Origin of the sequence: Ochrobactrum sp. 19YEA23, from assembly GCF_029909865.1 — a bacterium.
Classification (GTDB): Bacteria; Pseudomonadota; Alphaproteobacteria; order Rhizobiales; family Rhizobiaceae; genus Brucella; species Brucella gambitense.
Genome location: NZ_JASAMQ010000007.1, coordinates 250,426 through 261,781 on the forward strand (window position 1 = coordinate 250,426; position 11,356 = coordinate 261,781).

Consider the following 11,356-nt stretch of genomic DNA (forward strand, 5'->3'; position numbering starts at 1 on the left):
AAGACATCAGCAATGCAAAGAATATCTTTTTCATATAAAAATCCAATAAATATAACAAAAAAGACTACAATGCAGAACATTGTAGTCTCAATATAAACATATGTCACTTTACATTTACTATTTGCAGCTGACCTTCTGATCAGCCTTGTCGAATACATCTAGTTTCACAAGCTTGCCGCGCATGGCAAAGTCACCATAGTCCATAGTGAGATCGCGCGTGATACCATTGCGGTAAAGCTTGAAGTTGATGCGGTAGATTGGCAGTCCGTCCTGCTTTTCCTTGTCATCGAAATAGGCAATCGTCACAGGCCAGACCGGATCCTTGGAAAATTTGCCCATGAACTTGGTTTCGTCATCGGCTGGATTCTGCCCTTTGCCGACAACGACCGTGGTGGCGACCACGCGGTCGGCATCTTCAGACGCATCGAAAAGTGATGTCTGATAGAACTTCGCGCCTGCTTCCGCCTTGCCGATCAGCTCTTCCATATGCTGGGTCGGAAACTGCGTTGCACGCAGATCGATCTTGTTTTCCTTGGGCTTCGAAAGCTCTACAACTGTCTTGCCGCCTTCAAGCTTGGCATCGCCGCGCACTTCCTTGACAAGATCCTTGTCAACGAAGGTCTTGTTGACGAAACGGAAGCTTTTGCCGTCATTACCTTCAAACGTTGTCGTCTGCTGATCGGTCACGCGCTGCGGCTGTTCTTCCATGTCGATCCGGGTCACGAAACGGAAGTTCGTCGTATAACCTTCGCAGGCTGAGCCGTTGAACTCATAAACCATGCGCCCGGTCAGGCCACTGATTCCGGACTTTTCATCGGCGCGGTCCAGCGTCAGATCGTAAACGGCGCGGTGCGGCACCAGCGTTACCGTCGAAGCCGCCTGGGCCACGCTCGCAAGTCCAGCCCACACACAGGCAGCGGTTCCACTTGCAGCTACAGCAACCTTAAAACCCGGCTTCAAAAAACGCATACATGAATCTCCCGATGAGTTGACAAGCATGATAAAAAAACTCGTGGCGGAAGCGAGGCAAAAAACGCACCCTTCCCAAAAGCTTCACCGATTCTGCCTATAGGTTGACGGAGAAGTCCCTTTGCAAGCAAGGATTAATGCAATGACCGACACGATCGAAAGCCGCCTGAAAAATCTGGGTATATCCCTGCCGGTAGCGGCTGCACCTGCCGCAAACTATGTCCCCTTTGCTGAAACAGGCTCGCTTTTGCTCACTTCGGGCCAGCTGCCGCTGGAAAATGGCAAACTTGTGCACACTGGCCAGGTTGGCGATAAACTGACGGTTGCCCATGGTCAGGTCGCAGCGCGCGCCTGCGCCGTGAACATTCTGGCGCAGGCCAAGGCCGCACTCGGCGATCTCGAGAAGATCAAGCGGATCGTGAAGATCACCGTTTTCGTCTCGTCGACGGCGGATTTCGTTGAACAGCATCTCGTCGCCAATGGCGCGTCCGATCTGCTCGTCGCCGTTCTGGGCGATGCTGGCAAACATGCGCGTTCCGCTGTGGGTGTCGCCAGCCTGCCGCTCAACGCACCGGTTGAAGTCGAAGCGATTATCGAGGTTGCATAATGTCCTCCATCGAATGGCTCGCAAAGCGCCCAATAGCGCATCGCGGATTGCATGATCAGAACAAGACCCGTTGGGAAAACACGCTGGCTGCCTTTGAAGCTGCCGCCAAGGCTGGCTTTGCCATCGAATGCGACGTGCACCTGACGAAAGACGGCGGTGTGGTCGTTTTCCATGACGACGACCTGCAACGCCTTGCCGGTCGCGAGGGCCGCATCTCCGATCTGACGCTGGCGGAAGCAACCGCGCTTCATGTCGGCGGCACTGAAGAGCGTGTACCGACACTTCGGCAAATGCTTGATCTGGTCGATGGCCGCGTTCCGCTGGTGATCGAGCTGAAAGGCATTGAAGGTCGTGACGATGGGCTGGTCGCAGCCGTTGCGCGTGAACTCACCAGCTACAAGGGCGAAGCCGCCATCATGTCATTCGACCATCACCTGATCCGCCGCTTTGCAAGCGATGCGCCGGGCATTCCGGGCGGATTGACTGCGGAAGGCACGCGCATACAGGATTTCGAGGCGCATTTCTCCATGCTCGCGCATGGCATTTCCTTCGTATCCTATAATGTGCACCATCTGCCGAACCCGTTTGTCACCTTCGTGCGAGAGAAACTGCAAATGCCAGTGATCAGCTGGACCGTCCGTGACCGCGAAATGCAGAAGCACAGCGAACTCAATGTCGAGCAGATAACGTTCGAAGGGTTCGATCCCCGCGCACTGGTCGCCTGACAACAAAGGAATTGCGGTGAACGACGAAGATCCGCACAGTGAAGAAAGCTTCGTTCTTCGCATCGTTGAAAATATCAGCGAATTTACAGAAGACGAGTGGAGCAGTCTTGCCGGGGCTTCCCGGCAGGATGCGAACTACAATCCTTTTACAACCCGCGCTTTTCTGTCCGCTCTGGAAGAGTCGGGTTCCGTTTCCCGAAAAGCGGGCTGGCTGCCGCGTCATCTGCGTCTCGAAAACAATCGTGGCGAATTACTCGGCGTCGTGCCGAATTACCTCAAGGGACACAGCCAGGGCGAATATGTGTTCGACCACGGCTGGGCGGATGCATTTGAACGCGCGGGTGGGCGTTACTACCCGAAATTTCAGGCAGCGATCCCTTTCACCCCGGCAACCGGGCCCCGTCTGCTCAACCACATCGCCTATGACGGCGAAGCTGTGCGGCTGGCGCTGGCAGGCGGTTTACGCGAGCTGACGGATCAGGCAGGCGTATCTTCAGCCCATGTGACATTTGCCCTGCCCGATGAAATCGTGGCGCTCGAACGTGCGGGCTTCCTTCATCGGACGGACCAGCAGTTTCATTTTATAAACAATGGCTTTTCCAATTATGATGACTTCCTGAGTGAGCTTGTTTCACGCAAACGCAAAGCGCTCAAAAAGGAACGTCGCGAAGCGCTGTCCGACGGTATTGAAATCGAATGGCTGACCGGCAGCGACCTGACGGAAGCGGTCTGGGACGATTTCTTTGCATTCTACATGGATACAGGCAGCCGCAAATGGGGCCGCCCCTATCTCAACCGCCAGTTCTATTCGCTGATCGGCCAGACCATGGCCGAGGATATTCTGCTGGTCATGGCAAAACGTGCTGAGCGTTATATCGCAGGGGCCATCAATTTCATCGGCGGCGACAGGCTGTTCGGCAGGCACTGGGGCTGTATCGAGGATCACCCCTTCCTGCATTTCGAGGTCTGCTACCATCAGGCCATCGATTTCGCCATTGAGCGCAAGCTGCGCGTGGTGGAAGCAGGCGCGCAAGGCGAACACAAGCTCGCGCGCGGCTATGTACCTGTCACCACCCATTCCGCGCATTATATCGCCAACGAGAGTTTTCGGGATGCCGTGCGCGACTATCTTGATCGGGAACGGCGCGAGGTCGCGCAGATTCACGAGGCGCTGGAGGAACATACCCCCTATCGCCACGAAGACTGATCCAACGAAGCTTGCCTAAATGCGCTCCGTGCGGTCAAATTTGGTCGAATTCCAGCATTGGAGAGAATCGCATGTCTGCCACCTATGACGACAACAACATCTTCGCAAAAATCCTGCGCGGTGAAATTCCGTCTACCCGCGTCTACGAAAACGACGATGTCGTCGCCTTCATGGATGTCATGCCGCAGGGCACCGGCCACACGCTGGTCGTGCCGAAAGCACCGTCGCGCAATCTGCTCGACGCCAAACCCGAGACGTTGGCTGTTGTTATTGGAACCGTGCAGAAAATCGCACAGGCCGTGAAGAAGGCTTTCAACGCCGATGGCGTCACCGTCATGCAGTTCAACGAACCGGCTTCCGGCCAGACCGTCTACCATCTGCATTTCCATGTCATTCCGCGTTTTGAGGGCGTCGCTCTCAAGCCGCATACCGGTCAGATGGAAGACCCCGCCGTTCTTTCAGCAAATGCTGAGAAAATCCGCGCAGCGCTCTGATAAGACTCTTTTTTAAAGCGTGAGCAACCCGGCAACCAGCAGGATTTCTGCGACCACGATGCCGACAAGCAACCGCTTGCCGGCCATCAGATAAGCGGCGAATCCTGCACTGGCTGCTCCAACCCGCAGCCAGATCGGCGAATCAGCAAGAGCGCCGTTCGGATAAAGAATGAGCTGCGCAATCACGCCTGCGACCAGCGCTGTTGCAACACAGCGCACCAGTACGAGAAGCTCGGAATCCTCGCGCACCCGCCCGCCGACGATCACGCCCATGACCCGGAAGATATAGGTCGGCAGCGATCCCGCCAGAATGATGAAGACGAACGGCCACCACCAGCTGTCGAAACTGTTCCAGTTCATAGCGCCTCCTCCTTCGCGGGGCTGCGCTTCCTATGGAAGCCGAAGGCGATCAGACCACCGACAATGCCGGTGCAGAGCAAATCATATCCCGGCGCAATCTGGTGAAAGACCGGAAACAGCAGCAGACCGGACGCCATCGCAACCTGCCCTGCCCGTTCGCGCGCCGACCGCCAGAGCGAGGTTAGAAAATACATCGGCGTGAGCAGGAAAAGTGCAGCAAACACAACCGGCGGGAACGAAGACGACAGCATATAGACAATGGCGACGACCAGTGCATTGGTTCCAACCAGAACCGAGCCGATCCCGGCGAAATAGCTGGTGCGCATGTCGCGCGGGATGTTGCGCAACTCTTCCATTGCCATGACCCAGGCCGTCACTGCCACGAAATGGCACAGCGCCGCCAATGTCAGCTTGCGCGTCTTCGGTCCTTTGAGTTCAGGCAGAAGCGCCACCACCATCGGCATAAGCCGCACCGACGACAAGCCGACTGCAAGCGCGGCGGCGGGTAGCGACACGCCTGCACTGATGGCGCCGATCAGCACGACCTTGGCAGGAAGCGCCCAGATGGTCAGTGTCATGAACACCGCCTGCCCGACCGAGATACCGCTTTCAATGGCAAGTCCCGCAAAGCCGACGAACGAACTCATCAGCAGGATCGACGGAATACTGAAAATGCGCCCGCAACCACGCAAGAACCAGCGCAGATGCTGGCCACTATGCGCTGAAGCTGTGTCGTGTTGGGGAGATTGATCGGGAAGTTGAGTCGCTGGCATGAAGTCACGTTAGAATGCATACCGAAAAGTGTGAAACGGTTTTCGGGTAACAAGGCGCGTTAAAACAAAATTCTAACGCGATAAGCGCCACTTCAAGAAAGACCACCTTCAGACGCCCGCCGCTTTTCAAGACGAATGTAATCCGGCCCGACAGTCTTATCGTTCCCCCACCCCATGCTCCGATAGAAGCCAGCAGCTCGCGTTGACGCTCCTGTCTCAAGCCAAATTAGTGCGTGACGCTTGAACAGTTCTTGCTCTGCGATTTGCACCAACCGCTTTCCGATGCCTTTGCCTTCATGTCCCGGGAGAACGAATGCCGCAAAAAGCGAGCCTTCAGCGTTATCAATCATCGAAAAGCCGACTATTTCATTGTCGTATAGAGCGACCCAACAGCAAAGAGACGCCAGCATCATTTCTGAGACGCTTGCTTCGGTAATCCCCATATCGGCCATTTGCTCTACAGACAGATGGTTTTCTCTTACCGAAGTTCTGACATGCGTTATGCGCGGCATATCAGACGGCGTGGCCGGTCGAATTTCGAACTGCATATTCCCCCCATAAACAAAAAAACGGCCCCTCCGAAGAGGGGCCGCCTTATCAAGCTTTACTTCTTGCGCGGTACTTTCGGTACCGACGACTTGGTGGCCGAAGCTTTCGGCGCCGCCTTGGCGGCTGGCTTCGGAGCTGGTTCGTCCTTACCGGCCAGAACCTTTTCCTTTTCAGCCTTCTTCGGAGTGGCCTTCCGACGGGGAGAAATCTTTTTCTCCGCCGGAATGTCCTTCTTCGGCTTCACAGGCTGCTCGGCAACCGATTCCAGCGACAGGTCGGTCTTGCCGTCTGCCTTGGTAATCACGTCGACGCGCACTGTGCCGCCATGCTTGAGCTTTCCAAACAGAACTTCATCAGCCAGTGGCTTCTTGATGTGCTCCTGAATAACACGTCCAAGCGGACGGGCACCCATGCGCTCATCGTAGCCCTTGTCGGCAAGCCATGCGATTGCACCTTCAGTCAGTTCGAAGGTGACGCCGCGTTCGGCAAGCTGTGCTTCGAGCTGAAGAACGAACTTCTGCACGACCTGATGAATAACCGGAACCGGTAGCGGACCGAACGGAATGATCGCATCGAGACGGTTGCGGAATTCCGGCGTAAACAGCCGGTTGATCGCTTCCATATCGTCGCCTTCACGCCGCGTGGAGCCGAAGCCAATTGCCGCCCTGGCCATATCCGACGCACCGGCATTGGTGGTCATGATCAGGATCACATTGCGGAAATCGATCTTCTTGCCGTTATGGTCAGTCAGCGAGCCATGATCCATGACCTGCAACAGAATGTTGTACAGGTCCGGATGGGCCTTTTCGATTTCATCGAGCAGCAGCACGCAATGCGGATGCTGATCGACGCCATCGGTCAAGAGACCACCCTGGTCGAAGCCGACATAGCCGGGAGGCGCGCCGATGAGCCGCGAAACCGTGTGGCGCTCCATATATTCCGACATGTCGAAACGCAGAAGCTCCACACCGAGCGAAGCGGCAAGCTGCTTGGCAACTTCCGTCTTACCGACGCCGGTTGGGCCGGAGAACAGATAGGAGCCGATTGGCTTGTCCGGTTCGCGCAGACCCGCACGGGCCAGCTTGATCGAGGCCGACAGCGCTTCGATAGCCAGATCCTGACCATAGACGACGCGCTTCAGTTCCGCATCGAGATGCGAAAGGACCAGTTCGTCATCCTTCGAGACGGACTTCGGGGGAATGCGGGCCATCGTCGCGATGGTCGCTTCGATTTCCTTTACGCCGATGGTCTTCTTGCGCTTGTTCTCCGGCAACAGCATCTGGCTGGCACCGGTTTCGTCGATCACGTCGATTGCCTTATCGGGCAGCTTGCGATCCGAAATATAGCGCGCAGACAATTCCACCGCCGACTTGATGGCGTCGACCGTGTATTTGACCTTGTGGAAATCCTCGAAGTAAGGCTTCAGCCCCTTCATGATCTCGATAGCGTCCGGGATCGACGGTTCATTGACGTCGATCTTCTGGAAGCGACGTACAAGGGCCCGATCCTTCTCGAAGAACTGGCGATATTCCTTATAGGTCGTCGACCCGATGCAACGGATTGCGCCGGAAGAAAGTGCTGGCTTGAGCAGGTTCGATGCATCCATCGCACCGCCCGAAGTCGCACCGGCTCCGATGACCGTATGAATTTCATCGATGAACAGAACCGCGCCCGGAAACTCTTCGAGTTCCTTCACGACCTGCTTCAGACGTTCTTCAAAGTCACCGCGATAGCGCGTTCCGGCCAGAAGCGTGCCCATGTCGAGCGAGAAAATCGTCGCATCGGCGAGCGCTTCGGGAACCTGTCCTTCCACGATACGCTTTGCGAGACCCTCGGCAATGGCCGTCTTGCCGACACCGGGATCGCCCACATAAAGCGGGTTGTTCTTCGAGCGACGGCAAAGGACCTGAATCGTCCGGCTGATTTCGCTGTCGCGACCGATCAGCGGATCAATACGACCGGCCTTGGCTTTGTCATTGAGGTTGACGCAGTAAGCGGACAAGGCGTCCTGCTTCTTCTTCGGTCCCTCTTCCTGCTCCACGCCGGGGCGTTGCTCTTCGCTCGGATTTTCCGCGCCTCGTGGCGAACGGGTTTCGCCGCTTTGAGGACGCTTGGAAATGCCGTGCGAAATATAGTTCACGGCGTCGTAACGGGTCATCTGCTGTTCCTGAAGGAAGTAGGCAGCATGGCTTTCCCGTTCCGCAAAGATGGCGACGAGCACATTGGCACCCGTGACTTCTTCGCGATTCGACGACTGGACGTGAATAACGGCGCGCTGGATTACTCGCTGGAAGGCGGCCGTCGGTTTGGAATCCTCGTCATAGCCGGTGACGAGATTATCGAGTTCGCGGTCGATATAATCGGTAACGACGCGCTTGAGGTGGTCCAGATCGACGTTGCAGGCGCGCATCACTGCGCCCGCATCCTGATCGTCGATCAGGGCAAGCAAAAGATGTTCGAGCGTAGCATATTCGTGATGCCGCTCGTTTGCGATTGTCAGGGCTTGATGCAGTGCCCTTTCAAGGCTGGGAGAGAACGATGGCATATGACCTCACTTTTTCTCCATCACGCATTGCAGCGGATGCTGATTCTGGCGGGCAAAATCCATGACCTGGCTCACTTTGGTCTCGGCGACTTCGTATGTAAATACACCGCATTCACCGACACCGTGATTGTGAACATGCAGCATGATACGCGTGGCATCATCAAGGCTTTTTTGGAAAAAACGCTGCAGGACATGTACGACAAACTCCATGGGGGTGTAGTCGTCGTTTAGAAGCAGGACACGGTAGAGGCTGGGCTTCTTGGTTTTAGGCTGCGTGCGCGTGACCACAACGGTGCCGTTATCCGGCCCGTTCCCGCCATCGGTCTTGCTTTGCATGATTGTATTGAAATGCCTCATGAAACCTGTACCCAAATGCCCATCTGCCGACCCCGCCCTGCGTCAATATGTAGGTCTTTTCCTGCTGATTTTAAGCCCTTCAGTGGCACTTGCAACCGAGACTTATTACCAGCGAGCCCCTTGACACAACTAATATAGGTCAAGGCCCGGATTGCTAACGCTTTCTGCAAAAAACCGCTCCCGCATTTTGTCCAAACGGGTTCCTTTCAGGCGCACAACGGTCTTCATAAATGCGTGATCAAAGGTGGGACCGACACCGGGCGACCAAAAAAAATTTCGGATAATTATGAACGACACGCTTACCATAAACGGATTGGTAACGCTGATGACATTAGGGTGGAGGAATTAGATCGCTGTGTGCCTTTTGTGCCGCAGCATAAAAGTTCCGGCAAGGCCAGCTCATAGGCCAGCATTCAGATAGGTCATCATCGTGCGTTTGGCATTCAGTAAAGTCGCATATGCCCTGAAAAAAGCGGCGCAAGCTACGCTCCTTCTCGCGACCGTGACGGGCTGTTCGACAGCCTCCACCACGATACCGGCTATTGCCGCAAGCGACAGGTATGCTGCAATCGTCGTCGACGCGAACACGGGCAAAACGCTTTTTGCTGCGAATGCCGATGCGCAGCGTTATCCCGCTTCGCTGACCAAGATGATGACGCTCTACATGCTGTTTGAAGCCATGCAGGCCGGGCGCATCAACCGTGATACGCCGATTCCGGTGTCGGCTTACGCCCGCGCGCGTCCGCCAACAAAGATCGGCTTCCGCCCTGGCCAGACCATTCGCGCCGAAGATGCGGCGCTCGCCATGGTCACCAAATCCGCCAATGACGCGGCCACCGCAGTCGGCGAGTATATTGGTGGCTCGGAAGAGCGCTTTGCCCAGATGATGACCGCCAAGGCGCGTCGTCTCGGCATGCGCAACACCACATTCCGCAACGCATCCGGCCTTCCGAACATGGCGCAGCATTCCACGGCACGCGACATGGCGATTCTCGGCATTGCGCTTCGTCAGCATTTTCCGCGTGAGTTCGGCTATTTCTCACGCCGCAGCTTCGTTTATCGCGGTCAGACCATCAACGGTCACAACCGCCTGCTCGGTCGCATTGAAGGCGTGGACGGCATCAAGACCGGCTATACCAATGCTTCCGGCTACAACCTTGTTTCGTCGGTCAATCTCGATGGCCGCCGCATCGTTGCCGTCGTCATGGGCGGCAATACCGGCGCAAGCCGTGACGCCCATATGGCGCAGCTGATCCGTCAGTATCTGCCGAAGGCAACACGCGGTCGCAGCACCGACGCCCTCATTGCCGCGACGAATGACGTGCCGCAAACCGTTGCCGCTGTCGATCTGCCAAAGGCAAGACATGCGCCGGTGCCTGTTGCCCGCGTAGAAACGGTCAACGACACGATCAATAGCGAATCCGGTGAAGGCGATGCGGATCAACCGCAGGTGCTGGCACTGGCTGCGCCGACCGCCCGCCCGGCAGCGCTCGCCGCACAGGCAGCCATTCGCCCGACACCGAAGGCCGCTATCCCATCGGGAACACTTCAGGCTCAGGCACAAGCGCAATCCCAGCAGGATGTTGACCCGGTTACGACCGCTTCCGCACCATCTGCCGGCGGCTGGGCCATCCAGATTGGTTCGCTGCCGAGCGAAGGTCAGGCCCGCGACATGCTTGCCAAGGCTTCCTCGTCTGTCGGTGGCGCGCTGCGCAGTGCATCGCCCTACACGGAAACCTTCAGCAAGGGCAACGCAACCTACTACCGCGCCCGCTTCGTCGGCTTCAATTCGAAGCAGGCCGCATGGGATGCCTGTGCATCTCTCAAGAAGAAGAGCTTCGGCTGCTATGCCGTCGCTAACTGATCAAGCGCGAGGGGACTTTCGCCCCTCGCAACAGCTTCAAACCCGAATTTTGTAAAGCGTAGAGGGTTTCGAGATGTCCAATATGAAAGACACTTACGTACAACCGTCGCTGAAGACCGTTTGGTCTCATGAAGAAAACCGCGCGCCTGCACTCGGCGGGCTGTTCTCGGTGCAGACACTCAAGCAAGCCGCATTGCGGATCGCCGATGTGCGCCGCGGCACCGGGTTTCAAACCCGCGATCTCGTCGGCCTGCTGGTCAGCCACGCAGCCCGCAACAAGCGCCTTTCCCAGCCACGCGCACGGATGCGCATGACGCTGCCGGTCAATTCCAACACGATCACCGTTCGTGTGACGATTGAGAACTGACCGGAACCGAGCTTCACAACAAAAAGCCCGCCGATTGGCGGGCTTTTTGTTTTAAAAGACATTCAAATCAGAGAAGTCCAAGTGCGGCCAGTTCCTGACGCAGTTCGGCGGGAAGTGCCGCTCTGCCCGATTTTCCGGCTGCTTCATCACGCGGCGCTTCATTGTCGCTCAGATATCGCCACCCCTGAAACGCGCGGCGCGGTTGCCATTCCGTCGGAACGATCTTCGGTTCCAGCACGAAATGGCAGCGGCTGATACCTGCTTCATCCGTAAAGGGTCGGACATCCAGCAGTCGCTGGCGGCACTGGATATTGCCCTTGATGACCCAATAGAGCGAACCGCCTTCAAGCAACTCGTCAATGCGCTTCGGCACCATCCGCGTCGTGTGGGTCTGTTCGGGCACGAGCCCAGCGCCCCGTTGTTCGGCGAGGCGGAAATCGATCCAGGCTGCGAGATCTTCGATACTATCGCAACCAACACAAAGCTTGACGAGATTGAGAGCCATGGAAGCGGTTTAGCCAAGGGACGCGATCGCTTCA

General features: G+C 56.6%; 13 protein-coding genes. 6 read left to right on the forward strand and 7 right to left on the reverse strand.

Annotation, left to right across the window (positions count from 1 at the left end):
• Window positions 1–117: 117 nt before the first annotated feature.
• A complete protein-coding gene (eipB, locus tag QBD01_RS18730) occupies window positions 118–969 on the reverse strand; it encodes a cell envelope integrity protein EipB (RefSeq protein ID WP_280994067.1) in 852 nt (283 codons plus the stop codon).
• A gap of 142 nt (window positions 970–1,111) precedes the next feature.
• Here eipB and QBD01_RS18735 point away from each other — a divergent pair, with 142 nt between their 5' ends.
• The 4 genes from QBD01_RS18735 (at window position 1,112) to QBD01_RS18750 (ending at window position 4,002) form a co-directional block, all read left to right on the forward strand.
• Entirely contained in the window at window positions 1,112–1,576 is a 465-nt protein-coding gene (locus QBD01_RS18735) for a RidA family protein (protein ID WP_109369174.1), read from the forward strand.
• Entirely contained in the window at window positions 1,576–2,301 is a 726-nt protein-coding gene (locus QBD01_RS18740) for a glycerophosphodiester phosphodiesterase (RefSeq protein WP_280994068.1), read from the forward strand. The genes QBD01_RS18735 and QBD01_RS18740 overlap by 1 nt, the downstream gene beginning before the upstream one ends.
• A gap of 16 nt (window positions 2,302–2,317) precedes the next feature.
• Window positions 2,318–3,508, forward strand: coding sequence for a GNAT family N-acetyltransferase (locus QBD01_RS18745; RefSeq protein ID WP_280994069.1), 1,191 nt, complete (start codon window positions 2,318–2,320; stop codon window positions 3,506–3,508).
• A 71-nt stretch (window positions 3,509–3,579) separates the two neighbouring features.
• Window positions 3,580–4,002 carry an HIT family protein gene (locus QBD01_RS18750; RefSeq protein ID WP_280994070.1) on the forward strand — a complete coding sequence of 141 codons (423 nt, stop codon included), beginning with the start codon at window positions 3,580–3,582 and terminating at the stop codon, window positions 4,000–4,002.
• A gap of 12 nt (window positions 4,003–4,014) precedes the next feature.
• On the opposite strand, the gene QBD01_RS18755 is transcribed toward QBD01_RS18750, so the two are convergent.
• The 5 genes from QBD01_RS18755 to clpS all read right to left on the reverse strand — a co-directional run bounded on the left by QBD01_RS18755 (window position 4,015) and on the right by clpS (window position 8,586).
• Window positions 4,015–4,362, reverse strand: a complete 348-nt coding sequence (locus QBD01_RS18755; RefSeq protein WP_280994071.1) for an AzlD domain-containing protein — start codon at window positions 4,360–4,362, stop codon at window positions 4,015–4,017.
• Window positions 4,359–5,009: an AzlC family ABC transporter permease gene (locus QBD01_RS18760; RefSeq protein WP_280994113.1), complete on the reverse strand. Its 651-nt coding sequence runs from the start codon at window positions 5,007–5,009 to the stop codon at window positions 4,359–4,361. The genes QBD01_RS18755 and QBD01_RS18760 overlap by 4 nt, the downstream gene beginning before the upstream one ends.
• A 218-nt stretch (window positions 5,010–5,227) precedes the next feature.
• The gene (locus QBD01_RS18765) at window positions 5,228–5,683 is read right to left on the reverse strand and encodes a GNAT family N-acetyltransferase (protein ID WP_280994072.1); all 456 of its coding nucleotides are present in this window, start codon (window positions 5,681–5,683) and stop codon (window positions 5,228–5,230) included.
• 56 nt (window positions 5,684–5,739) lie between these two features.
• Window positions 5,740–8,229 (reverse strand): ATP-dependent Clp protease ATP-binding subunit ClpA, encoded by a 2,490-nt coding sequence (clpA, locus tag QBD01_RS18770; RefSeq protein ID WP_280994073.1) that lies wholly within the window; start codon window positions 8,227–8,229, stop codon window positions 5,740–5,742.
• Between the two features lie 6 nt (window positions 8,230–8,235).
• Window positions 8,236–8,586: an ATP-dependent Clp protease adapter ClpS gene (gene clpS, locus QBD01_RS18775; protein ID WP_078340823.1), complete on the reverse strand. Its 351-nt coding sequence runs from the start codon at window positions 8,584–8,586 to the stop codon at window positions 8,236–8,238.
• 430 nt (window positions 8,587–9,016) lie between these two features.
• Between clpS and QBD01_RS18780 the strand changes: the two genes are divergently transcribed.
• Together QBD01_RS18780 and QBD01_RS18785 are read left to right on the forward strand one after the other, a co-directional pair.
• Window positions 9,017–10,450, forward strand: a complete 1,434-nt coding sequence (locus QBD01_RS18780; protein ID WP_280994074.1) for a D-alanyl-D-alanine carboxypeptidase — start codon at window positions 9,017–9,019, stop codon at window positions 10,448–10,450.
• A 73-nt stretch (window positions 10,451–10,523) separates the two neighbouring features.
• Window positions 10,524–10,817, forward strand: coding sequence for a hypothetical protein (locus QBD01_RS18785; protein ID WP_280994075.1), 294 nt, complete (start codon window positions 10,524–10,526; stop codon window positions 10,815–10,817).
• 67 nt (window positions 10,818–10,884) lie between these two features.
• On the opposite strand, the gene QBD01_RS18790 is transcribed toward QBD01_RS18785, so the two are convergent.
• Window positions 10,885–11,322 carry a DUF1489 family protein gene (locus QBD01_RS18790; protein ID WP_280994076.1) on the reverse strand — a complete coding sequence of 146 codons (438 nt, stop codon included), beginning with the start codon at window positions 11,320–11,322 and terminating at the stop codon, window positions 10,885–10,887.
• Window positions 11,323–11,356: the final 34 nt, after the last annotated feature.

Bases quoted from the DNA above. Each gene is read 5' to 3' on its own strand.
- eipB (WP_280994067.1), bottom strand. From the start codon at position 969: ATGCGTTTTTTGAAGCCGGGTTTTAAGGTTGCTGTAGCTGCAAGTGGA.
- QBD01_RS18735 (WP_109369174.1), top strand. From the start codon at position 1,112: ATGACCGACACGATCGAAAGCCGCCTGAAAAATCTGGGTATATCCCTG.
- QBD01_RS18740 (WP_280994068.1), top strand. From the start codon at position 1,576: ATGTCCTCCATCGAATGGCTCGCAAAGCGCCCAATAGCGCATCGCGGA.
- QBD01_RS18750 (WP_280994070.1), top strand. From the start codon at position 3,580: ATGTCTGCCACCTATGACGACAACAACATCTTCGCAAAAATCCTGCGC.
- QBD01_RS18755 (WP_280994071.1), bottom strand. From the start codon at position 4,362: ATGAACTGGAACAGTTTCGACAGCTGGTGGTGGCCGTTCGTCTTCATC.
- QBD01_RS18760 (WP_280994113.1), bottom strand. From the start codon at position 5,009: ATGAGTTCGTTCGTCGGCTTTGCGGGACTTGCCATTGAAAGCGGTATC.
- QBD01_RS18765 (WP_280994072.1), bottom strand. From the start codon at position 5,683: ATGCAGTTCGAAATTCGACCGGCCACGCCGTCTGATATGCCGCGCATA.
- clpA (WP_280994073.1), bottom strand. From the start codon at position 8,229: ATGCCATCGTTCTCTCCCAGCCTTGAAAGGGCACTGCATCAAGCCCTG.
- clpS (WP_078340823.1), bottom strand. From the start codon at position 8,586: ATGAGGCATTTCAATACAATCATGCAAAGCAAGACCGATGGCGGGAAC.
- QBD01_RS18785 (WP_280994075.1), top strand. From the start codon at position 10,524: ATGTCCAATATGAAAGACACTTACGTACAACCGTCGCTGAAGACCGTT.
- QBD01_RS18790 (WP_280994076.1), bottom strand. From the start codon at position 11,322: ATGGCTCTCAATCTCGTCAAGCTTTGTGTTGGTTGCGATAGTATCGAA.